This window comes from Alphaproteobacteria bacterium (assembly GCA_015231795.1).
In the GTDB taxonomy this organism is placed as follows: Bacteria; Pseudomonadota; Alphaproteobacteria; order Rhodospirillales; family WMHbin7; genus WMHbin7.
In genome coordinates, this window is sequence record JADGAX010000006.1 from 179,890 (window position 1) to 201,789 (window position 21,900).

A 21,900-nucleotide genomic window follows, 5' to 3' on the forward strand; every position below is an offset into this window, starting at 1 on the left:
GGCGGGCTACGAATTTTCCCGTTCCTTCAAATATCTGGCGACGGCCTGGGCGCGGTTGCTCACCCCCAGCTTGTCGAACAGATTTTTCAGATGGAATTTCACCGTGTTGAGCGAAATGTCAAACTGTCCCGCGATCTGCGCATTGGTCAAACCACCCGCCAGGGCAGCCAGCAATTCGCGTTCCCTGGGCGTCAAGCCCGCAAAAGGATCGGTGACCAGCTTGGCGACGTCCATGAAGGGAAAAACCATGCGTCCCGAAGCCACTTGAAGGATCGTGTCGATCAGCACGGCGGGCTGGTCTTTCTTCGAGCAGAATCCAGCCGCTCCCAGCGCCATGGCCTGCCTTGGAATGTCGGGATTCGGCGAGCCGGTGTAGACGATGATGCGGGGCGCCGTTTCCCTGCCCTTAAGGGCGGCCAGCACCCCCTTCCCGTCCAGGAAGGGCATTTCCCAGCCGATGATGCCGGTATCGAAATTCAAGCGGCCAACCGCTTCGACGAAACGTTCGCCATCGGCGCACACCGCGACCAGACGGAAACGGTCGTCATTCTCGAATAAACGGACCAAACTTTGCTGCAGCAAAGGATTCTTCTCGGCGATCACGATATCGATCGGCGGCTTGACTGTATTCATGGCGCCGTGCACTCCCCTTCGGCGGCGAATATAAGGAACAACTGAAGAATACCTGAATCCAAGTGTGGCGCAAGCCCCACCCTTTAGAAGTGATCCAGGGCCCCCACTGCCCCGCAAGAACCCCTAAACCAATCAAAGGGGTAGGAAGATACCACCATTTTTTTAGCCCCCACTTCTATGATCTAGATCAAGACTCCACCCCGATTGCGGTGATAAAATGCCGGATCGCTGTATGTTTCCTATGGGAGGGGTGTATGAATATCGATCCGACGGCTCAATTGGCGCTGGTTGTTTTCGTTAGCATTATCGTTGTGTCGGTTGGGCTATTGGGCTTCCTGCTCACCCGCAAGATGCGCAAATAAGCCTAAGCCACAGGGCACAGATCGACGGCCACCTCTCCCGGGCGGAAGGGTGGCCGTTTTCATTTTCCTGTAACGGAACCGATAGCCGAACTGTAACAGTTGGCGGGCCATCCTCACGGCGTTTTGACCCCACAATCGCCTATGAGGGATGACCTATGAAGACCCTGATCAAGACCCTGGCCCTGGCTCCGCTGGTTGCGCTGACCTTGGCCGCCTGCGCCTCCGGCTACAGCAAGCCCGGCTTCTACACCGAAGTGAAGGACGGGCGCCTCTGGGTGTTCGAGGAAGGCTCGAAGTCGCTGGCCGAATTTAAGAAATCCGGCGAACCCGCCAAGCAGTACACCAAAATCGGCGGCGGTCCCGATGGCATGACCATCAAGTCGGACGACATCAAGACGATCGACAAGTACATGGCCGCCCAATAAGGCGTCGAGAGCAGACTCTCTCCGGATTGAAGGCCGACTCCTGATCAAGGAGTCGGCCTCTTCTTTTGTCAGTAGTCGCGCTTCACCACGCCCGACAGGGCGAACAGGCCGATGGATAGCAGAAACCAACCGGCCAGAATATGCAGCCACAGATAGGCCAGGAACAGCCAACCCATCGGGGCGTTGGGTTGGGGCAGCCAGTAGATTTCCTGCTTCAAATCCACCAGTGGCAGCAAGGCGTCCAGGGAATAGATCGCTGGCACGAAGGGCTGCGCGCCGGTCAGGGCAAGCCCGGAATCGGCCACGGCGCCAACGCCTTGCGCCCAGCCGAACATCACCGATCCCAGCAGCCAGAAACAGGCCAGCCAGATGGCGGCGCGCCAGGGCGTATAGCCAAAGCCGATGGTGGCTTCCAGCACATGGTTCCACAGCCAGCGAAAGGTGCGCAACTTGCCCTTGCGCCTGAATTCGCGTTCCTTCTCCATCAAGGTCAGGCGCGAATCGCGCCTTTGGCCCGACGACTTCAGGACTCGGGCCAATTGTTCATAGGGCTGCGGCGTGAAGATGTCGGTGTCCTGGCGTTCAAGCCAGCGCTTGCGCGACGCAAATCCCAGGGGCGCACTGGCCGAGAAGCGTTCGTAGCGAAATCCGTCGATCAGCAATTTGCCCGGGGCGGGCCAGCTGTTTTCGCTGTCGTCGAACACCTTGACCTGACTGTCGCGCAAATCCAGCTTGCCGCTGAAACCGCCGTCGCGCATCGAGAAGATTTTTCCCAGATCGGCGGAAGCTAGGCTGATGTCGCCCTCGGCTTGGAACCCATCCTTGAAAAAGACGCCGCCCGCCACTTTGACGCCGTCGGCATAGATGGCCCTGCCCGTCGCATTCAGGAAATGACCGCCGATGCATGACAGGATGCCGCCGATCTCGGCGTCGAGCAGGCGCACCTCGCCCTTGGCCTTGAAATTGGCGCGCAGATACAGGCTGTCTCGCACCTTAAGGCCGCTGCCGTCGATGGCTGGTCCCTTCTCGCTTTCGAACTGGCCGCCGATGCATGACAGAACGCCGCCGATTTCGGCGGCAGGCAGGATCAACCCGCCCCGGCAGGAAAAACCCGCCGTCAGCAGCACGGCGCCGCTCACCTTCATGCGGTCGGCGCGGATGCCCTTTTCCACCTTGCATCCCGGCATGAACAGGCCCGCCAGCTTGGCGTCGCGCAGCAGCAGCCCCTTGGGAAAATCGCAGTTCACGAAATAGAGCCAGATGGCGACGTCGCGATTTTCCAGGTCAAGCGCGCCATCCAGCTCGATCCCCTCGACATGGATGCCCCTGGGATGTAGGGCGCCGTAAGCCCCGCCGATCAACCGCGCCAGAAACGCGGCCTCCAGCTTGGGTTTGTCATCCAGAGGAAAGCGCAGGAACTCGCCCGATCTGGCCGCATTCAGAATCAGTTGCTCGACATCCGACAATTCGGATTCCGCTTTCGTCATGATATCCCCGCAAGGCAGATTATTGTTTGATCGTTCAACTATCGTTTCTTCGATAGCGTGCGCAAGAATGCGCCGAAGCCCCCGCCAGGGCAACCAACCGGCAGTCGAATCAAATCAAGGAACGATGATTATTTGCGCCGAACGACCAGCATGCAGAAAGCCAGACTCATGCCGGTCGCGGGCAAGGCCCGCGCGCGCCTAAAGGCGCGGGAGCCAAGCGTTCCGGAGGAACGCGCCCGGCGCTTGAGGCTTGCATTAATCGGTCACGATTAATGCAAACTAGTAAATGGACCGGAACGATCAGTGCGACATGATCACGGGAACGGTCATGTGGCGCATGATATGGCGGGTTGCGCCGCCCAGCACCATTTCGCGCAATCGCGAGCGGCCATAGCACCCCATGACGATCAGGTCGATATTCTCGTCGGCGGCCCTGGAGAGCAGCATATTGCCGACATCAATGTCCTCGGCGAACACATGCTGGGCCTCTGCCTTGACATTGTGGCGGGCCAGATGCTGCGAGATGTCGGCGCCGGGAACGGCGCCGTGCCCGCTCTGCCCGCCATGGGGATTGATCGCCAGCACCACGACCTGCTTGGCGTCGCGCAGCAAGGGAATGGTGTCGCCGACGGCGCGCGTACTTTCGCGCGAAGCGTTCCAGGCCACCATGACGCGCTCGCCCAGCTTCTTGAAGTTTCCGATATAAGGCACCACCATCACCGGACGGCCCAGTTCGAACACCAATTCATCGGCAATGTCGACCGATCCGCCGTCGCCGCCGATAGAATTGTCGCGCTGCCCCACCACCACCAGATCGGCGTAACGCCCATGCATCGACAATTGCTCGACCGGATCGCCCTCGACGGCGCGCCATTCCAGCGACAAGCCCGATTGCCCGGTAGCCTCGTCCCACATCTTGCGCGCCTGCTCCTGCGCTTCCTTCTGGAAGCGGGCTTGAAGATCTTGCACCTGCTGGCCCATGAGCGACTGGACAAATTCCGGCACGTCGGGCGCCGTGGCGATGAACAGGCCGATCAGATGGGCGTTCTGCGTCCGCGCCACTGAAACCGCCAACTCGATCCGAGACGGGCAATTCTTGGAACTATCGACATGCACCAGAATATCCTTGTAGGGCATGGCACTCCTCGCAATCCGGAAAGGGGCGATTGAATTCGGCAAACCTTAGCGCATTTCGCCCAGTTTGGCACCACCCCCGATAGGGAAATCAGCAAACCGGCAGATTGTCGATCAGGCGCGTGCGACCCAGCCAGGCCGCCGCCAGGATGCGGGCCGGGGCCGTGGGATGCTCGACCGGCTCCAGCGACTGGGCGTCGCGCACTTCGATGTAATCGACTTTGGCGAAACCCGCCCGCAGCAGCGACTGGCTGGCTTGGGATGTGGCCTGCCCGGCTGGCAATCCGGCCCGCAGGCTGGCCGCCGCCTCGGACAAAACCTGAAACAAGCGAGGCGCAATCGCCCTTTCCTCGGGCGTCAAATAGGCATTGCGCGAAGATTTGGCCAAGCCGTCGGCTTCGCGCAGCGTCGGCGCGCCAAGGATGCGCACCGGAATATCCAGATCAAGCACTAGGCGGCGGATGACCTGAAGCTGCTGGTAATCCTTTTCGCCGAACACCGCCAGATCGGGCAGACCTTGCAGCAGCAGCTTGGCGACCACGGTGGCGACCCCGGAAAAATGGCCGGGACGGCAAGCCCCGCACAGGCCTTCCGAAACATGAGCCACCGTGATGCTGGTGGAAAATCCCTGGGGATACATGGCAGCCACATCGGGCAGATAAACCAGATCGCCGCCCGCTTGTTCCAGCAGCGCCTGATCGGCCGCCTCCTGGCGGGGATAGCGCGTGAAATCCTCGTTGGGTCCGAACTGGGTGGGATTGACGAAGATCGACACCACCACCTTGTCAGCTTCGGCCTTGGCCATGTCCACCAGCGACAAATGGCCCTCGTGCAGCGCCCCCATGGTGGGAACGAAGCCGACCTTCAGCCCTTGTCTTTGCCAATCTGCAATGATGGCCCGCAACTCGGCTGGCTGGCGCACGGCCCTCATCAATCGCCCCCGCCCTCGGCCAGCTTGGTCAGCAAGGATGGATTGTTCAAGACGACGTGCGAATTGTCGGGGATGACGATGACGTTCAGTTTTTTCAAGTGCGTAAAGGTGCGGCTGACCGTTTCGATGGTCAGGCCCAGGAAATCGGCGATGTCGGAACGGCTCATCGGCAGCGCGATCGGGCTTTCGGGCTGGCCGCGTTCGACCGCCCGCTTGGCCAGCGACGCCAGGAAGGAGGCCAGCCTCTCAAGCGCCGTCTTGCGGCCCAGCCACAGCATCTGTTCATGGGCGCGCATCAGTTCGCGCACGGCCAGATCGAACAGGCGCCGTTCCAGCATCGGCGCCATGTCCCTGGACTGGCCCAGAACTTTCTGCGGGAAGCGGCAGGTGCTGGCCTGATTGAGCGTTTCCGACGTATAGGGATAGCCTTCGTCGTTGGTCAGGCCGAACACGTCGCCGGGAAACAAAAAGCCCACGATCTGGCGCCTGCCATCGGACAGCAGCTTGTACAGTTTCACCGATCCCGAGGTCAGGGCGTAGATGTGTTGGGCCTTGTCGCCTTCGCGGAAAATCGTGTGCAGGGGCGGAAACTGGAACTGGTCGCGCATCGACAGCACGCGCGTGAATTCATCCTTGGACAGGCGCGAGCAGAGCGACGTTTCGCGGTTGATGTCGCAGATGCGGCACAGTTGCGTCGGATAATCGCTGGGCTTGATGCCGTCGGTATCGGCAGGATCGCGAAAATCGCGGACATCGAAAGAAGCGGTCATGTGGAAGGCAGGTCCTTCTTGATATCCGGCTTGGCTGCGGGCGGCGGCGGGTCGTCGTCGAACAAGATGCGATGCGCAGCGCCATCCAGATCGTCGAATTGTCCCGACTTCAGCGCCCACAGGAAGGCGATTAGGCCGAACAGGCCCAAAAGCAGCGCCACCGGTATGAGCAGAAGAAGATTCGTCACCCGCGTCTCCCAAGACGAAGCGCGTTCACGATCACGATCACCGACGACGACGACATGGCGATCGCCGCAATCAGCGGTGTGACATGACCCGCCATCGCCAAGGGGACGGTAACCAGATTATACAGGAGCGCAAGCCCGAAATTCTGCTTGACCAGAAGATTCGCCTTGGCGGCCACCCGCAGGGTCTCGACCACCGGCATCAACCGCTCGCCCTGGAAGATGACGTCCGCCGCCGTCTGGCTGACATCGACCGCCGTCGAGGGCGACATCGACACATAAGCAGCCGACAGGGCCGGGGCATCGTTCAGCCCATCGCCCACCATCAAGGGCTTGTGGCCGTTTTGCTTCAGTTCTTCCAGCCGCGCCACCTTGTCGGCGGGCAGGCACAAGGCCCGCCAGCTGGCCAGGCCCAATTTCCGAGCCAGGGATTCCACGGCCGCCGTCCGGTCGCCCGAAACCAAGTCAAGCGCCAACCGCCTGTTTTTCAAAGCGTCGATCGCTTCCTTGGCGTCGGGCCTGGCGGCATCCTCGAAGGCGAAGCGCACAGCCGCGCGGCCAGGCCTTGCCAGCCACAATTCAGGCCCATCGCCGCCGTCCAATTCGTCGGAAACCTGGCACCAGGCGCGCCGCCCCAGCCGAACGCCGTCGCTTTCCAGACCCAACCCGGCCAGTTCCACCACGTCCTTCAAAGGCATGACGCCAGGGCGCAGGCGGGCCAGGGCGCGGGCCAGAGGGTGGCGGCTGGAGGCCGCCAGGGCCGCCGCCTCGTCCAGGTCCTTGTCCGTCCAGTCGCCCGGCATCAGTTCCGGTTTGCCCAGGGTCAGGGTGCCGGTCTTGTCGAACAGCACATGGTCCACCTGGGCCAGACGTTCCAGCGCCGTGGCGCTTTTCAGCAAAATGCCCTGGCGCATCAATCGGCCAGAGGCCACCACCTGCACCACCGGCACGGCCAGGGCCAGGGCGCAGGGACAGGTGATGATCAACACCGAAACGGCAATCATCAGGGCGGGCTGCCAAGCCATGCCCATCATCAGCGTCCAGCCCAGAAAAGTGCTTAGCGCCGCCACATGCACGACCGGCGCGTACCAGCGCGCCACCCGGTCGGCGATAGCGGCGTAACGGGCGCGCCCTTGCTCGGCGCTTTCCATCAGACGCACGATTTCGGCCAACAAGGTGGCTTCGCCGGTGGCCGTCACGTCCAGGCTAAGGGCGCCGGTCAAATTCATCATGCCCGCGAAAACCTGCGTGCCTGACTTAGCCTGCACGGGCAGGGTCTCGCCGCTGATCAGGCTGGCGTCCAGATCTGAAACGCCATCTCGCACCTTGCCGTCGATGCCGATCCGCTCGCCGGGCGCCACCAAGACGACGCTGCCCGCCGTCACCTGCTCGGGCGGCAACAGCTTTCTGCTGCCGTCTGGCATCAGCACGGTCACGGCGCGGGCCGACAGGGCGATCAGATGCGAGGCCGCCGATCTGGCGCGCCCCCTGGCCCGGCTATCCAGATAGCGGCCGATCAGCAGAAAGAACAGCAGCGAAATGGCGGCGTCGAAATAGGCGTGTTCGCCCGCCCTGGCGGTTTCCCACAGGCTCATGCCCACGGCCAGAAGAACGCCCAGCGAAATGGGCACATCCATGTTGGTGCGCTTGTTCGATAGCGCTTCGATGGCTGATTTGAAGAAGGGGCGACCGGCATATGCCACGGCGGGCAACACGATCAGCGCCGAGATCCAGTGCATGAAGGTGCGCGTCGCCCATCCCATGTCCTGGGCATGGCCCGCCCAGACCGAAACCGATAACAGCATGACGTTTCCGGCGGCGAAGCCCGCGACCGCCATGCATTTCAACAAGTCCTTCTCATGGGCGGAAACGGCGTCGCCGATGCGCTTGGGATCATAGGGCACCAGCCGGTAACCCAATTGCAGCACGCTGCGCACCAGCAAGTTGGGATCGGTCCCGCCTTCCTTCCAACGCAGTTCCAAGCGCCTGGTCGTCATATTGAGGCGCGCATGGGTTACGCCTTGCTGGCGGGCCAGCACATTTTCGATCAGCCAGACGCAGGCCGCGCAATGCAGCCCCTCGACCATCAGATAAAGCGCATATTCGCCATTGGGCAGGGCTTTGGCGTGAAGCGAAAAATCGACCGCCGATCCGGCGTCGTCCTCGGGAACCAGGGGGCGGACGCTGGGGTCCAGCAGACGGCGCTGGTAATATTGGTCCAGCCCCAGTCCTTCGACCAACTCATGCGCGGCCCGGCAGCCCGCGCAGCAATACTGGCCGCCGATTTCCTTGCCGGGGATCAAGTCCTGGCCGCAGTGGCGGCAGCTGGCCATGCTACTCCGTTACGGAATTTGAATGCGTTCGGCCAGTTGATAGCTGTCTTTCTCGCCGATGGCAACCACGCGCAGGTCCCAAAGGCCGTGAAAGGCCAGTTCCGTCTCGGTGACATAGCGCCCGTCGCCCTTCTGGGACATGGGAACGCTGACATCGTGGCCCGCCACCGTGGGGCGGATCAGAAGGGCGCGCACCGCCAAGCCGTCGATGGCCTTGCCGTCGCGGTCCTTGAAGCTGGCCTCGATGGAAACCCGGCGCTGGTTGCCCGCCACCTGGCGGTCGATGGTTTCGACCTTGGCCGCGACCTGCCAGCCCAGGGCTTCTTGTTGACGGGCCAGGGCGATATCGCGGTTGTAAGTATTGCCCTTCTCGTAATGGTTTTCGGTTTCCAGACCCGAAAAGGTGCTGACCGCCGAATAGATGAGGACGCCGTTCACCGCGACCACGACCATGAAGCCGGCCACGAAGATATAGGGATACCACCAACCCGATTTACGTTCCTTGGACATGGATTTCCTTTACTCGGGCGCTGCGAAGACGTCGGACGCCTTGGCCGTTTCGCCGGTCAGCCTGTCGTGAATGGTAATGGTGATCGGCACCGATCCCTTAGGCGCGTCTTCGCGGGCCACGGACAGGAAGACGCGGTAATCGCCCACCTGATCGGGCTTGACGGGCAGGATCGGATTGTCGCCCTCGTTCTCGTGGCCGATGATCGAGGTCTTGGACACCTTGACGCCTTCCACGATGAAGGTGATCTCGCGCGGCACGCGGACCATGTTCAAAATCTTCAGCGTATAGCCGTTGCGGATGCCGCCGTCCGACATGCGCGAATACAAGGGCGCGCGTTCGTGGATCACGTTCAGTTTCAGCCGGTCGCGGGTTCCCAGCGAGAAGACCATGATCGCGGAAACGATCACCAGCACGGCGATGTAAATCATCGTGCGCGGACGCAGCAGATGAACCTGCGGCTTCTCGCCCTTGGCCCGGTGCTTTTGATTGGCGATCGAATCATAGGCGATCAGGCCGCGCGGCAGCTTGAAACGGTCCATCACCTCGTTGCAGGCATCGGCGCACAGGCCGCAATTGATGCAGGCCAACTGCGAGCCTTCGCGAATGTCGATGCCGGTCGGGCAGGCCTGGACGCAGGCCTTGCAATCCACGCAATGGCCGCGGCCATCAAAATTCGTCTGACCGGGCTTGGTGTGGGCCCTGGGTTCGCCGCGCCAGCTTTCGTAGGTGATGATCAGCGATTCGTCATCGAGCATGGCGCCCTGGAAGCGGGCGTAGGGGCACATGTAAATGCAGGCCTGCTCGCGTGCCCAGCCCGCCATGATGTAAGTGGTGGCGGTGAACAGGAACAGGAACAAATAGGTGCCGCTGCCGGCCGTTCCCTCGAAAATCTCGAAGACAACTGTGGTCGCGTCGTTGAAATACAAAATCCAAGCGCCGCCGGTCAGCAGGCTGATGACCAGAAACAGGAAATGCTTGAACAGCTTCAGCCCGAACTTGCGCCCGTTCCACGGCCCCTTGTCCAACTGGATGCGGTGCGTGCGGTCGCCTTCAACCAAGGACTCCACCCAGATGAACAGGTCGGTCCAGACGGTTTGGAAACAGGCGAAGCCGCACCAGACGCGGCCAAACAGCGAGGTCGCCGCAAACAAGACGATGGCGGCGATGATCAAAAGGCCGGTCAGGTAATAGATTTCCTGCGGCCAGATTTCGATGAAGAAGAAGTAGGCGCGCCTAGCAGGCATGTCGATCAGGATCGCCTGATCGGGCGCTCCCGGCCCCCGGTCCCAACGCAGGAAGGGCGACAAATAATATATCGCCAAAAGGACGATCAATGTCAGCCACTTGTACTTTCGGTACACGCCTTGCACATTGCGCGGATAGGGCTTTTCGTAGTCCGAATACAGCTTGCTCTGCTTGCCCTTGACCTTGGCCGTGGAAGGTTTCGTCGTCGACATTGATCCTGTCCCGTTCTGATCACGAATTGGCGCCAGAGTGATGCGCCGGATGACGCGCCAGAAGGCGCGAATTCTCATGGCCGCCATGCCAATTCATCATGCCACCTGGATTGGCGGCCGACCTGCTGAATGCCTTGCGGCGGCTGGCGTATGCCGCCTGGCGGCTAGCGAAAAGCCGTATGGCGGCGAGGCTGTCAAACCGAAGCCTAGAGGTCTGCATATTAGCCACGCCGCAACTGACAATCCAGTTGTTTCGTAGCACGGGCGGGCCGCCAGGAAAGTGACTTAAGTTACAAAGCCTGCAGCCTGATCCAAAAAACGAAAACCGCCGCCCCTTGACGAGGCGGCGGCTCCGATTTCGAGCGTGCGGGCCAACGGCCCCCACACCAGTCTTACTTCTGACCGCCGCCCAACGAATGGACGTAGATGGCCAGCATCTTGATCGTCTCGGCAGGCAGACGAGCGCCCCAGGCAGGCATGACGCCGTGCTTGGGATTGGTCACCTGGGCGACGATGGACGCCTTGTCACCCTTGACCTGGGTGAAAATGGCGTTGTTGAGCGCCGGAGCGCCCATGTCCTGATTGCCCACGCCGCCTTCGCCATGGCAGGCCACGCAGTTGTCGGCAAAGAGCTGAGCGCCGGGGGCAGCGGCATCCGCCTTGCCCGTGCTCAGGCCGACGATGTAATCGGCAACCTGTTCGATTTCGGCGGGCTTCAAAACGCCGTCGACGCCGAACTTGGTCATTTCCTGCATGCGGCCATCGGCGTCATCCGAACGGATGCCGTGGGTGATGGTCTGCTGGATCTGCTCGAGCTTGCCGCCCCAGATCCATTCGTCGTCGGTCAGGTTGGCGAAACCCAGCGAACCAGCACCGCCGACGCCGTGGCACGGAGCGCAGTTTTCGTTGAAGGCCGCCTTGCCGCCCGCCATTGCATAGCGCAGCAGTTTCTCGTCCTTGGCGATATCCGCGGCTTCCTTACCCTGGAAGTCCTTGAGCCAAGCGCCACGCTGCGCAGCTTGGGCCGCCAGATCCTTGGTCAGCTCGTTGCGCGAGCTGTACTGGAACATGCCCTTCGTGTAGCTGCCCAGGAAGGGGATCGAGGGATACACGACATAGTATCCGATCGACCACACAATCGTGGCCCAGAAAATGTAAACCCACCATTTCGGCAGCGGAGTATCAAGCTCCTTGATGCCATCCCACTCATGACCGGTCGTATTTTGACCGGAGATGAGATCCTTTTCGACGTTAGCCATCGACCGCTCCTCGTTCAATCGTCCTTCAAGGGGATGTTTGCGTGCTCTTCCAACTTAGCCTTGTTTTTCGGCCAGAAAGCCCACGCAACAATCCCGATGAAGACTACGAAAATCCAAACCGTCCATAAGGGGCGCGCCCACTGATATAGTTCTGTCGCGGACACGCCCCGATTCCCCTTTACCGGTTCACCAGCTCGGGCTTGACCGACTTGAAGTCGACCAGCGTGCCCAGCATCTGGAGATAGGCGATCAAAGCGTCCATCTCGCTGATGACTTCAGGCTTGCCGTCGAAGTCGCCGATCTTGGCCTTCGGATAGCGGGCTTCAACCGCCTTGGCCGCATCGCCACCCTTGGCCTGAGCCTCGAGATCGGCGACCGCGTTGGCGATCTGCTCGTCGGTGTATGGCGTTCCCACAAGGCGCAGGGTCTTCATTTCACCGGCAATATAGTTAATGCCGGCGAGAGGACGCTGCATATGGGCGTAAGTCGGCATGATCGACTGCGAGACGACGCTGCGCGGGTTGACCATGTGCTTGACGTGCCAGTCGTTCGAGTATTTTCCGCCCACACGAGCCAAATCTGGACCCGTGCGCTTGGACGCCCACTGGAAGGGATGGTCGTACTGGCTTTCAGCCGCAAGGCTGTAGTGGCCGTAGCGCTCCACCTCGTCACGGAAAGGACGGATCATCTGGCTGTGGCAGTTGTAGCATCCTTCACGGACGTAGATGCTGCGGCCAGCCAGTTCGAGGGGCGAGTAGGGGCGAACCCCTTCCACCTTCTCGATCGTGTTCTCAATGGTGAACAGCGGAATGATCTCCACCAGACCGCCGATCGCCACGGAAACGACGATGCCGACGATCAGGACGAGGGCGTTGGTTTCGAAGATTTTATGGCTAAACATTGCCACCCCCTTAACCGCGGGCCGCTGCAGCGACGGGGGCCTCGTAGGGCTCTTCGTCACGCAGGTTGCCAGCGATGGTCTGGATGAAGTTGTAGGCCATGATCAGGCCACCGGCCAGGAACAAAAGCCCGCCCGCCGCACGGATCACGTAGTACGGATGCATGGCCGCCACCGTCTCGATGAACGAGTACTGCAGGAAGCCAAGGTCATCGTACGAACGCCACATCAAGCCTTGCATGATGCCCGAGATCCACATCGCGGTGATGTAGAGCACGATACCGATGGTGGCGATCCAGAAGTGGTAGCTGACCAAACGCATCGAGTAGAGGCGTTCACGCTTCCAAAGCACGGGCACCAGATAGTACAGCGCGCCGAAGGAAACGAAAGCCACCCAACCCAAGGCGCCCGAATGCACGTGGCCGACGGTCCAGTCGGTGTAGTGCGACAGCGAGTTCACGGCCTTGATCGACATGGCGGGACCTTCGAAGGTGCTCATGCCGTAGAAGCCGATCGAGGCCACCAGGAAGCGGATCACCGGATCGGTGCGCAGCTTTTCCCAAGAACCCGACAGCGTCATCAGACCGTTGATCATGCCGCCCCACGAGGGCATCCACAGCATCACCGAGAAGGTCATGCCCAGCGTCTGCGTCCAATCGGGCAGAGCCGTGTAGTGCAGATGGTGCGGACCGGCCCAGATGTAGAGGAAGATCAGGGCCCAGAAGTGCACGATCGACAGACGGTAGGAGTAAACCGGACGCTCGGCCCGCTTCGGCACGAAGTAGTACATGATGCCGAGGAAGCCTGCCGTCAGGAAGAAGCCCACCGCATTGTGGCCGTACCACCACTGCGTCATGGCGTCCTGAACGCCGGCGTAGATGTTGTAGCTCTTCAGCCACGAACCGCCAAAAAAGCCGGTCGGGATGGCAAGGTTGTTGCCAAGGTGCAGAAGGGCGATCGTGATGATCATGGCCAGGAAGAACCAGTTGGCCACGTAGATGTGGGGTTCCTTGCGCTTGTACAGCGTACCCACGAACACGATCAGATAGACGACCCAGATGACCGTCAGGAACAGGTCGCCGAACCATTCGGGTTCAGCATATTCCTTGCCCTGGGTGAAGCCCAGAACGTAGGTCAAGGCCGCAACCACGATCAGCGCCTGGAAGGCGTAGAAAACGAAGCTGCCGAGAGCGGCGCCGCCGTACAGCCCCACCTTGCAGGTCCGCTGGACCACGAAGAAGGTGGTGGCGAACAAAACGTTGCCGCCGAAAGCAAAAATGACCGCCGATGTGTGGACGGGACGCAGACGTCCGAACGAGGTCCACTCGAGGCCAAGGTTCAACGCCGGAAAAGCCAGCTGCGATGCGATCACGACGCCAACCAGGAAACCGACGATCCCCCAAAAAGTCGCGGCAAGCACGAACTTCTTGACGAGGTCGTCCTGGTATGGGGTCGCGTCCATATAGGTCGCTTGGGTCATGCCGAACTCCTGTTTCGACCGAAAAAAACTCCCCCGACGGCCCGAAGGCCGCCACTCGATTCGATCCAGGCCTTATGTATTCATGTGGCCCAGATTCTTGGTCCGGCGAGATAATTCCCCAGCTTGGAGGCCTAATCCCCTTCGGCCCAATGCCTAGCGCGACAACGGATATACCTACCCGTTAACCACACTCAGGCTGCGGGACTATGCCCCGCGAATTCGCCCCGGCCATTGATCTGGATCAAACCGACCCACTTTTTATGAGATTTCCGTCACGTTGCTCTGCTGCAATTTCTTGCCTAACCGGGCCGGAAAAGCGACAGTCCGCCCATGACAAAGCCAGACACCCTCCCCATGATCCGCCTGCAAAAGGGCCGCAGCAGCCGCCTAAGAGCCGGGCATCCCTGGATATTCTCCAACGAGGTGGAGATGAGCGAGCAGGCCAAGGGCTTGGCCCCTGGCTCGCTGGTCCGGCTTATCGATGCGGGGGACGAAGCCCTGGGTTCGGCCTATTTCAACCCCCACAGCCTGATTGCGGCCCGCCTTCTGACGCGCGATCCAGGCCAGCCCATCGATGGGCCTTTCATTAAAAGCCTTATCGAACAGGCGCTTAAGCTTCGCGACTCGCTGTTCGACCGGCCCTGCTACCGCCTGATCCATGCCGAAGCCGACCTTTTGCCGGGCCTGATCATCGACCGATTCGACGATATCGTGACCATCCAGGCCAATAGCGCGGGTGCGGAGACCTTGCGCCCCTTCTTGCTGGAGGCGCTCGAATCCCTGCTGTCCCCGCGCGTCGTCATCTGGGACGCCAGCAGCCCGATCCGCCGCCTGGAAGGCTTGGAGTCGGGATTTGAAGTCTTGAAAGGCCAGTTGGATGGTCCATTCGAGCTTTCGGAAAACGGCGCTGCCTTCTTCGCCGATCCCAATGCTGGGCAGAAAACCGGATGGTTCTACGACCAGCGCCCCAATCGCGCCCTGGCGGCTAGGCTGGCCAAGGGGCGGCGCGTCCTTGACCTTTACTGCTATGCCGGGGGATTCGGCGTGCTGGCCGCCTTGAACGGCGCCGAGTCGGTTCTGTGCGCCGACCGGTCGGAACAGGCGCTTTCCCTGGCCCGTCTGGCGGGCGACAAGAACGGCGTCGGCGGCAAGATGGCGTTCGAAAAGACGGAAGCCTTCGATTATCTGGAAAAGGCCGCAAGCAAGGGTGAAAAATTCGGCCTCGTGATTGCCGATCCGCCTGCCTTCGTCAAATCGAAGAAGGATCTGGCCCAAGGCGCCAAAGGCTATCGCAAGCTGGCCAAGCTGGCCCAGGCCCTGGTCGAACCGGGCGGCTTCCTGGTGCTGGCTTCCTGCTCGCACCATATGACGCCGGACATGTTCTTGAAGGAATGCGTGCAGGGACTGGGCCGACGCCAAGGCCGCATCCTGCATCAAGGCGGCGCGGGGCCGGACCATCCGGTCCATCCCCACCTGCCCGAGTCTGCCTATCTGAAAGCGCTGTTCTTCCAGTTGGATTGAGGGTTTCAGCAGTCAGCAGTCAGCAGTCAGCAGTCAGCAGTCAGCAAGGATTATAGCTGAAAGCTACCTATTCACATCGATCAGCGTGCGGCCCTTGATCTCGCCCTTCAGGATCGACTTGGCCAGATTGGGCAGATCGGCCAGACCGGCGACGCTGGTCATGCCATCCAGCTTGTCCATCGGCATTTCCTTGGCCAAGCGATTCCAGGCGGTGGTGCGCTCGGGATATGGGCTGGCGCCCGAATCGATCCCCAGCAGATTGATGCCACGCAACAGGAAGGGAATGACGGTGGCGTTCAATTCGATGCCGCTGGCATTGCCGACCGACGCGCAAGAGCAGCGATGTTTGAGCGAGGCGAGAACCGTACTCAGGCTGGCGCCGCCCACATTGTCGATGGCGCCGATCCAGCGTTCCGACAGCATCGGTTTCTTGGCGGCTTCCGACAATTCCTTGCGATCAACGATGCTGGTCGCCCCCAGCGACTTCAGATAGTCGTGCTGTTCTGGCCGCCCGGTAGCAGCGGCAACGCGGTAGCCCAGATTGGCCAACACGGCGACGGCGACGCTGCCGACGCCGCCCGCCGCTCCCGTCACCAGCACTTCGCCGTCCTTCTTGGGATTAAGCCCATGTGCTTCCAGCGCCATCACCGCCAACATGGCGGTAAAGCCCGCCGTGCCCAGCGCCATGGCGCGCTTTGCATCCAATCCGCTTGGCATGGGCACCAGCCATTCGGCCTTGACGCGGGCTTTTTGCGACATGCCGCCCCAATGGCTTTCGCCCACCCGCCAACCGGTCAGAATCACCTTGTCGCCCGCCTTGTATTTGGGCGAGGCGCTTTCCAGAACGGTGCCCGAAAAATCGATGCCGGGAATATGCGGATATTTCGCCACCATCCGGCCCAGCCCGCTCAGGATCAAACCATCCTTGTAATTGATGGTGGTGTAATCGATGCCGACCGTCACGTCGCCCTCGGGCAACTGGCTGTCTTCCAGCGTGGTCAGTTGGGAAGTGACCTTGCCTTCGGCCTCGGTCAGAAGAATGGCTTTGAAGCTCATGGCGGTTTCCTTCGTCCTGGTGGTTTTCGCCTTTATACCACGCCAAGACGAAGAAGGAACATCACAGCGCTTCGACCCGCTCGATCACGAAACCGCGGTCGGGCGGGAATTTGTGTTTGATCTTGTCGGCCGCCTTCGCCTCATTCTCGGCTTCGATCTCGATATAATGGGTATCGGCCCAGGAATCGGGATATTGGCGGTGATGCTCGCCCTCATAGACCAGACGGCGCACCTCGGCATTGTATAAGGCAATTTCATAGGGCCGCGTCATGACGCGCCTCGCTCCCGACAAATGTTGATGGGCGGAATTATCTTACGAAAACCGCTGACTCGCCTGTGACGGCGATCACAGGCGTTCAAGCCAACGCCGATTGCAGGCGCGTCCATTCGGCTTCCGGCCCCGGCAGGCCGAAGCGAAGCCATTTCGGATATTTCGCAAAGACGCGCAGCAAAATGCCGCGCCGTCCCAACCGCTCGTAAAGTTCGTCGGCGCCGTCCGTTTCGGCCAAACGAAACAACGACGTGCCGCCCACGATCCGCATGCCCAGGCCGCTCAGCAGCCTGTCCATCCGCAGCGCGTCCGCCTTCAGCGTTTGGCGCATGGCCCCGATCCAGGCGTCGTCCAACAAGGCAGATTCTCCGATCACCAGAGCCGGTCCATTCAAGGCCCACGACCCCAAGCGGCGCTTGAGCGTGGCCGCCGTTCCCGCCTCGCACAGCGCGAAACCCAGACGCAGCCCGGCTAGGCCAAAGAATTTTCCGAACGAGCGCAGCACGACCAATCCCGGCCGCCCAATCTCCTTGGACAGGCTTTTGGTGGGATCGGCATCGGCGAAGGATTCATCGACGACCAGAAAGCCGCCCTTGGCGGCCAGCACTTCGGACAGGGCGATCAGGCGCGCGGGTTCGACGATCCTGCCGTCGGGATTGTTGGGATTGACCAAGACCACGACGTCGGCCTGGGCCGCCGCCTCCAAATTCTCGATTTCCGAAACATGATGCCCGGCCTCGCGCCAGGAAACGGCATGTTCCTCGTAGGTGGGGGTCAGGACCGCAACTCTGGCGTTTTGGCGCAAACTGGGCAGAAGCTGGATCAGGCTTTGGGCGCCGGGTGCGGGCACGATCAATCTGGGATCGGCAACGCCATAACATTCGGCGGCCGCCGCGCGCAGCCCCGCATCAGAACCGGGCAAGCGCCGCCAGATCGCTCCGTCAAGGCTGGGCAAGGGATAGGGGCGGCGATTGATGCCGGTGGACAGATCCAGCCAGCCGGTCTGGGGTCGGCCAAAACGTTTCTCGGCCGCCTCTAGATTTCCGCCATGAGCAATGCGCGTGCTGGTCATGCCTTGGGCATAGACCGAATTCATCCAGGATGCCACTTCAATTAATCAGATCGGAAATTGTTCAATTCAAAAAGAAAGGCCCACCCCCAAGGGGGTGGGCCTGAAGGCGGGGGAATGGAAGGCTGTTATTCCATGCTGTTGGCGGGATCGCTGTCCTCGGCCCAATCTTGCTTGGGGGCGGGGAAGCGAGCGAACCACTTTTCCAGCTCGGCCACATGCGTGGCTTCTTCGAGCGCGAAGGTGGCGGCCAGCTTGCGCACTTCGTCATTGCGGGTCATCGCGGCCACCTGGGCGTAGAATTCCTGGCCGCGGGTTTCGTTGCGCAGCGCCACCTGAATGACGTGATAAGGCTTCATCAGGTAATGCGACGCTTCGTTATCGGTGGTTTCCGGCGGCTCGTTGCCCGGCCAGCGGAATTCCCAGGGCGCCAAATGCGGCACCGCCACGTTCGAGGCCCTGGCCGCCACTTCGGCGGCATGCTTCCTGGAAAAGTCGGCCATCTGCGCGAACAGGTCGGCCACTTCCTTGTTGTTGTGGGTCTTCATGCTGTCGGCCAGTTCGTCGTAGCGCGCGGCCGCTTCGTTTTCCAGGGCCAGGGCATGGGCCAGGAATTCGCCGACATCGTCCATCGCCGTGAACCTCTTGAAGCTCTTGGCCAGGTCGGTGGCGGGCTTGGGCATCGATCTCGGCACCGAGAACGAGGCCTTGGAGCCGGCATACAGAATGCCCGAGGTGAACATGTCGTCGTCGAGCAAGCGCTTGGCCGCTTCGCGCGGATCGCTGGTCGGCTCGAAGCCGCCATGGATCATGCTCTTCCAGTCGCGCTGTTCCGGACGGAAGGTGACGCAGGGGCTAAGCACCTGGATGAACGAGAAGCCCGGATGCGCGATGCCTTCCGAGATGATCTTGGACAATCCGTTGGGATCGCCCGAGAAGCCGCGCGCGATGAAGTTGGCGCCGCAAGTCAGGGCCAACTGCAAGGGCATGATCGGCGACACGCCGGGACCTTCCGGCGTCAGGTCGCTTTCGGTCCAATCGGACTCGGTGGTCGGCGAAGCCTGGCCCTTGGTCATGCCATAGACGCGGTTGTCCATGACGATGTAGGTCAGGTTCACGTTTCTGCGGCAGGCGTGCAAGAAGTGGTTGCCGCCGATCGAGAAGCCGTCGCCGTCGCCGCCCGCCACGATGACGGTCAGGTCGGGACGCGCCATCTTAAGGCCGGTGGCCACCGCCAGCGAGCGTCCATGGACGCTGTGGAAGCCATAGACGCTGGTATAGGCCGGAATGCGCGACGAGCAGCCGATGCCCGATACGAAAGCCGTCTTTTCCTTGACCAGCGCCAGTTCGGCGCAGGCCTTGGTGATGGCCGACAGGACGGAATAATCGCCGCAGCCCGGACACCAGACCGGCTTCAGATCAGACTTGTAGTCGTTCGCCTTGGGTGCGACAGGAGCTTGAATGTTCATGATCGTTGTTCCCGAATCTTAAAGCTGGTCGAGCAGGGTTTCGATTTCCTTGGGGCGCACCGGAAGCGGCCCCGGACGGTGGAATGCCTTCACCGTGCCCGGAAGATCGTAATGCGCGCGCAGGAATTTGTGGAACTGGGCGTCATGAGTCTGTTCGACGACCAGCACCTTGGAAACGCCCTTCAACGCTTCGGCCAGCTTTTCGGGCTGGGCGGGCAGCAGCAGGCGCAGGCTGATCAGCCTAGCCTTCTTGCCCTTGGCGTTCATGCGGGCCACCGCTTCGCGGACCGGGCCGGTGGCCGATCCCCAGGTGACCACGGCGACGCTGCCTTCGCCTTCGATGTCGGCCCACAAGTGGCCGAAATCGAATTTCTCGAGCTTGCGCTTGCGCTTGTTCAACTGCTTCGAATGGTCGGTGTCGGCGCTGGACGGCGTGCCGCTTTCGGCATGTTCAAGGCCGTCGGCGGTGTATTCGCCGCCCGCCATGCCCGGCGCCGACATCGGCGAAACGCCCGAAGGCGTGTCGGCATAGCGCTTGTAGCCGCCCTTGGCCAAATCCAGCGGCGAAGGCGTCAGACGCTTGGTGTTGAAGTTCATCGTCTTGGGCTGATCGACCACGGCGCGCGACTGGCCCAGCATCTGGTCCGACAACATGATGACCGGCGTTTGCAGGCTTTCGGCCAGATGCATCGACCATTGGCCGGTGACCAGACAGTCGTCGATGGCGTTGGCCGCCGTCACCACATGCGGCGCGTCGCCGTGCAGGCCGTAGCAGGCGATGTTCAAGTCGCTCTGCTCGCTCTTGGTGGGAATGCCGGTCGAGGGACCGCCGCGCATGACGTCGACGACCACGATGGGCGTTTCGCTGGCCACCGCCAGGCCCAGGGATTCGGTCATCAGCGCCAAGCCGGGACCCGAGGTGGCGGTCACCGACGGCACGCCGCCGAAGGAAGCGCCGATGATCATGTTGATGCTGGCCAACTCGTCTTCGGCCTGCACCAAGGTGCCGCCGATCTTGGCCAGATTGGGGGCCAGCCATTCCAGAATTTCAGTGCCCGGCGTGATGGGATAGGCGGCGCAGAAACGCGCCCCGCCCTGCACCACGCCATAGCCCGCCGCCTCGTTGCCGCTGACGTTCCAGCGCGACGCGAAGCCCGGCTTGGCGGCTTCCAGGGGATAGCGCATGGTCATCGGCTCGGCCGTGGCCGCGCCGGCGCGAATGCAATCGCTCGATGACTTGATGGCGTCAGCACCCTTGTGCTTCAAGGATTCGCCCACCACCGCCTCGATGGCTTCCAGCGGCAGATTGAACAGATGACCAACGACGCCCAGGGCCAGCATGTTGGCGCGCCCGCCCTTGATTCCCTCGGCCATGGTCTTCATGGGGAATTCGATGATGGCGGCGCCGCTTTTAGCGATGGCCTCGGGCATGTCGCCCTGCTCGGGATCGGTCAGAACGACGCTTTTCGCCGTCAGCGGCAACTCGGCCACGAAACGGTTCACATTCTGCCAATCGACCGCGATCAGAACGTCAAAGCTGTCCGATGGGCCGGTAATGGGAACCGAGCCGATGCGCACATAGGCCGCCGCCTCGCCGCCACGGATCTGAGGACCCGAAGAGCGGGTCATCATGCCGTAGTAACCCGCCTTGGACGCCGCTTCGAGCAGCATCTGGCCCGCCGTCATCACACCGGCGCCGCCGCTGCCGACGAGTGCCACAGAAACCGACTGCAATGTCATGTCCGAGTCCGCCTTTTTTTGCTGGGCGGGATTCGCCATCCCGGCCCTGTTTCAATTCCGAACGCCCCGTTGCGACGGGGTTGACCCTACCCTTGCGGGCGGGTTTTCGTCCACCACCGTCCTAGCGCTTTTGCAGTGCAAAATCAACCGGACTTAAAGTAGGGTGATAGCGAATATATCCTGCTTTGGCAAAGGCTGCTTTGGGTCCTCCCCTTCCATTCCTAGGTACGCGGTGGGAAGGGCAGGGCTTAAATTGGTGACCCGATACCGAATTACAAGATGGGAGAAGCGGTTGTGGATTGCACAGTCGCATTGTGGTGATTTCTTGCGTGCCCAGAAGCCGCTCTCTTGACGATGTTATTCTTTGACTAAGAACATATTCTGGATGTGGTGGATGCGAGATAGTGTTCCGCTCCCATGGAGAAATTGGGGTCAGAGTCACTGCCAAAGAAATTGGGGTCAAAGAAATTGGGGTCAGAGTCACTGCTGTCCCACAGGAAACGAAGTAAATGCGGCTTGATTCCCCGGTTGATGGTACAATGGATTTACCACAAGCCATTGACGCCAAACGGGAAACCAAGCCATGGGACATCATAGCACAGTTTTCGGCCAATTCTTGAAATTGGTTCCACGACATGATTTCGACGCCCTTGCCGGGATCCACCACGCCGGGGCGCCGCTACGGCGGATGACGCGGTATTCGCAGTTCGTGGCACTGGCGACTGGGCATTTGGCAAAACGCCACAGTCTGCGCGATATCGTTGCCAATCTCGGGGTCCAGGCGTCACGGCTTTATCACCTGGGAGCGCGACCGGTGACTCGGACGTCGCTCGCCCGGGTCAACGAGGAGCAGCCTTGGGCACGATCAACTCCGATAAGGTTCCTGCGGCGGCCAGGGCGGCCCCTTCG

At 61.2% G+C, this 21,900-nt stretch carries 21 protein-coding genes; 3 read left to right on the plus strand and 18 right to left on the minus strand.

The annotated features are described in order from the left end of the window. Positions 1-6 precede the first annotated feature (6 nt). Positions 7-633 (minus strand): response regulator transcription factor, encoded by a 627-nt coding sequence (locus tag HQL44_13630; GenBank protein MBF0269620.1) that lies wholly within the window; start codon positions 631-633, stop codon positions 7-9. 529 nt (positions 634-1,162) lie between these two features. Between HQL44_13630 and HQL44_13635 the strand changes: the two genes are divergently transcribed. Further along, positions 1,163-1,420 (plus strand): hypothetical protein, encoded by a 258-nt coding sequence (locus HQL44_13635; protein MBF0269621.1) that lies wholly within the window; start codon positions 1,163-1,165, stop codon positions 1,418-1,420. Positions 1,421-1,488: 68 nt separating this feature from the next. Here the strand turns inward: HQL44_13635 and HQL44_13640 are convergent, their stop codons facing one another. From HQL44_13640 to ccoN, 12 genes are all read right to left on the minus strand, one after another. Then, complete coding sequence (locus tag HQL44_13640) at positions 1,489-2,907, minus strand: hypothetical protein (protein ID MBF0269622.1); 1,419 nt, start codon at positions 2,905-2,907, stop codon at positions 1,489-1,491. 300 nt (positions 2,908-3,207) lie between these two features. Next, a complete protein-coding gene (locus tag HQL44_13645) occupies positions 3,208-4,044 on the minus strand; it encodes a universal stress protein (GenBank protein MBF0269623.1) in 837 nt (278 codons plus the stop codon). Positions 4,045-4,132: 88 nt separating this feature from the next. After that, positions 4,133-4,972, minus strand: coding sequence for a pantoate--beta-alanine ligase (locus tag HQL44_13650; GenBank protein MBF0269624.1), 840 nt, complete (start codon positions 4,970-4,972; stop codon positions 4,133-4,135). Then, positions 4,972-5,742, minus strand: a complete 771-nt coding sequence (locus HQL44_13655; GenBank protein ID MBF0269625.1) for a helix-turn-helix domain-containing protein — start codon at positions 5,740-5,742, stop codon at positions 4,972-4,974. The genes HQL44_13650 and HQL44_13655 overlap by 1 nt, the downstream gene beginning before the upstream one ends. Further along, the gene (gene ccoS, locus HQL44_13660; GenBank protein ID MBF0269626.1) at positions 5,739-5,930 is read right to left on the minus strand and encodes a cbb3-type cytochrome oxidase assembly protein CcoS; all 192 of its coding nucleotides are present in this window, start codon (positions 5,928-5,930) and stop codon (positions 5,739-5,741) included. The genes HQL44_13655 and ccoS overlap by 4 nt, the downstream gene beginning before the upstream one ends. After that, positions 5,927-8,260 (minus strand): cadmium-translocating P-type ATPase, encoded by a 2,334-nt coding sequence (gene cadA / locus HQL44_13665; protein MBF0269627.1) that lies wholly within the window; start codon positions 8,258-8,260, stop codon positions 5,927-5,929. Before cadA ends, ccoS begins: the two co-directional genes overlap by 4 nt. 9 nt (positions 8,261-8,269) lie before the next feature. Further along, positions 8,270-8,770 (minus strand): FixH family protein, encoded by a 501-nt coding sequence (locus HQL44_13670; GenBank protein MBF0269628.1) that lies wholly within the window; start codon positions 8,768-8,770, stop codon positions 8,270-8,272. A gap of 9 nt (positions 8,771-8,779) precedes the next feature. After that, a complete protein-coding gene (ccoG, locus tag HQL44_13675; protein MBF0269629.1) occupies positions 8,780-10,306 on the minus strand; it encodes a cytochrome c oxidase accessory protein CcoG in 1,527 nt (508 codons plus the stop codon). Positions 10,307-10,620: 314 nt separating this feature from the next. Then, complete coding sequence (gene ccoP / locus HQL44_13680; protein ID MBF0269630.1) at positions 10,621-11,487, minus strand: cytochrome-c oxidase, cbb3-type subunit III; 867 nt, start codon at positions 11,485-11,487, stop codon at positions 10,621-10,623. A gap of 14 nt (positions 11,488-11,501) precedes the next feature. Beyond that, positions 11,502-11,651, minus strand: a complete 150-nt coding sequence (locus HQL44_13685; protein ID MBF0269631.1) for a cbb3-type cytochrome c oxidase subunit 3 — start codon at positions 11,649-11,651, stop codon at positions 11,502-11,504. Between the two features lie 14 nt (positions 11,652-11,665). After that, positions 11,666-12,388 (minus strand): cytochrome-c oxidase, cbb3-type subunit II, encoded by a 723-nt coding sequence (gene ccoO, locus HQL44_13690; protein ID MBF0269632.1) that lies wholly within the window; start codon positions 12,386-12,388, stop codon positions 11,666-11,668. A 10-nt stretch (positions 12,389-12,398) separates the two neighbouring features. Beyond that, positions 12,399-13,865 (minus strand): cytochrome-c oxidase, cbb3-type subunit I, encoded by a 1,467-nt coding sequence (ccoN, locus tag HQL44_13695; protein ID MBF0269633.1) that lies wholly within the window; start codon positions 13,863-13,865, stop codon positions 12,399-12,401. 330 nt (positions 13,866-14,195) lie between these two features. Here ccoN and HQL44_13700 point away from each other — a divergent pair, with 330 nt between their 5' ends. Then, complete coding sequence (locus tag HQL44_13700) at positions 14,196-15,386, plus strand: class I SAM-dependent rRNA methyltransferase (protein MBF0269634.1); 1,191 nt, start codon at positions 14,196-14,198, stop codon at positions 15,384-15,386. Positions 15,387-15,449: 63 nt separating this feature from the next. On the opposite strand, the gene HQL44_13705 is transcribed toward HQL44_13700, so the two are convergent. The 5 genes from HQL44_13705 to HQL44_13725 all read right to left on the minus strand — a co-directional run bounded on the left by HQL44_13705 (position 15,450) and on the right by HQL44_13725 (position 20,991). Further along, positions 15,450-16,442 (minus strand): oxidoreductase, encoded by a 993-nt coding sequence (locus tag HQL44_13705; protein ID MBF0269635.1) that lies wholly within the window; start codon positions 16,440-16,442, stop codon positions 15,450-15,452. 61 nt (positions 16,443-16,503) lie between these two features. Further along, positions 16,504-16,713, minus strand: coding sequence for a hypothetical protein (locus HQL44_13710; GenBank protein MBF0269636.1), 210 nt, complete (start codon positions 16,711-16,713; stop codon positions 16,504-16,506). A gap of 85 nt (positions 16,714-16,798) precedes the next feature. Beyond that, positions 16,799-17,785: a threonine-phosphate decarboxylase gene (locus tag HQL44_13715; protein ID MBF0269637.1), complete on the minus strand. Its 987-nt coding sequence runs from the start codon at positions 17,783-17,785 to the stop codon at positions 16,799-16,801. A gap of 125 nt (positions 17,786-17,910) precedes the next feature. Beyond that, positions 17,911-19,251, minus strand: a complete 1,341-nt coding sequence (locus HQL44_13720; protein ID MBF0269638.1) for a hypothetical protein — start codon at positions 19,249-19,251, stop codon at positions 17,911-17,913. A gap of 18 nt (positions 19,252-19,269) precedes the next feature. Continuing rightward, a complete protein-coding gene (locus tag HQL44_13725) occupies positions 19,270-20,991 on the minus strand; it encodes a 2-oxoacid:acceptor oxidoreductase subunit alpha (GenBank protein ID MBF0269639.1) in 1,722 nt (573 codons plus the stop codon). A 583-nt stretch (positions 20,992-21,574) separates the two neighbouring features. Between HQL44_13725 and HQL44_13730 the strand changes: the two genes are divergently transcribed. Further along, positions 21,575-21,900: DUF4372 domain-containing protein (locus tag HQL44_13730; protein ID MBF0269640.1), on the plus strand; the 326-nt coding region annotated here is incomplete at its 3' end.

Bases quoted from the DNA above. Each gene is read 5' to 3' on its own strand.
- HQL44_13650 (MBF0269624.1), bottom strand. From the start codon at position 4,972: ATGAGGGCCGTGCGCCAGCCAGCCGAGTTGCGGGCCATCATTGCAGAT.
- HQL44_13725 (MBF0269639.1), bottom strand. From the start codon at position 20,991: ATGACATTGCAGTCGGTTTCTGTGGCACTCGTCGGCAGCGGCGGCGCC.
- HQL44_13715 (MBF0269637.1), bottom strand. From the start codon at position 17,785: ATGACCAGCACGCGCATTGCTCATGGCGGAAATCTAGAGGCGGCCGAG.
- HQL44_13710 (MBF0269636.1), bottom strand. From the start codon at position 16,713: ATGACGCGGCCCTATGAAATTGCCTTATACAATGCCGAGGTGCGCCGT.
- HQL44_13720 (MBF0269638.1), bottom strand. From the start codon at position 19,251: ATGAACATTCAAGCTCCTGTCGCACCCAAGGCGAACGACTACAAGTCT.
- ccoN (MBF0269633.1), bottom strand. From the start codon at position 13,865: ATGACCCAAGCGACCTATATGGACGCGACCCCATACCAGGACGACCTC.
- HQL44_13700 (MBF0269634.1), top strand. From the start codon at position 14,196: ATGACAAAGCCAGACACCCTCCCCATGATCCGCCTGCAAAAGGGCCGC.
- ccoP (MBF0269630.1), bottom strand. From the start codon at position 11,487: ATGGCTAACGTCGAAAAGGATCTCATCTCCGGTCAAAATACGACCGGT.
- HQL44_13640 (MBF0269622.1), bottom strand. From the start codon at position 2,907: ATGACGAAAGCGGAATCCGAATTGTCGGATGTCGAGCAACTGATTCTG.
- cadA (MBF0269627.1), bottom strand. From the start codon at position 8,260: ATGGCCAGCTGCCGCCACTGCGGCCAGGACTTGATCCCCGGCAAGGAA.
- HQL44_13705 (MBF0269635.1), bottom strand. From the start codon at position 16,442: ATGAGCTTCAAAGCCATTCTTCTGACCGAGGCCGAAGGCAAGGTCACT.
- HQL44_13630 (MBF0269620.1), bottom strand. From the start codon at position 633: ATGAATACAGTCAAGCCGCCGATCGATATCGTGATCGCCGAGAAGAAT.
- HQL44_13670 (MBF0269628.1), bottom strand. From the start codon at position 8,770: ATGTCCAAGGAACGTAAATCGGGTTGGTGGTATCCCTATATCTTCGTG.
- ccoG (MBF0269629.1), bottom strand. From the start codon at position 10,306: ATGAGAATTCGCGCCTTCTGGCGCGTCATCCGGCGCATCACTCTGGCG.
- HQL44_13645 (MBF0269623.1), bottom strand. From the start codon at position 4,044: ATGCCCTACAAGGATATTCTGGTGCATGTCGATAGTTCCAAGAATTGC.
- ccoO (MBF0269632.1), bottom strand. From the start codon at position 12,388: ATGTTTAGCCATAAAATCTTCGAAACCAACGCCCTCGTCCTGATCGTC.
- HQL44_13655 (MBF0269625.1), bottom strand. From the start codon at position 5,742: ATGACCGCTTCTTTCGATGTCCGCGATTTTCGCGATCCTGCCGATACC.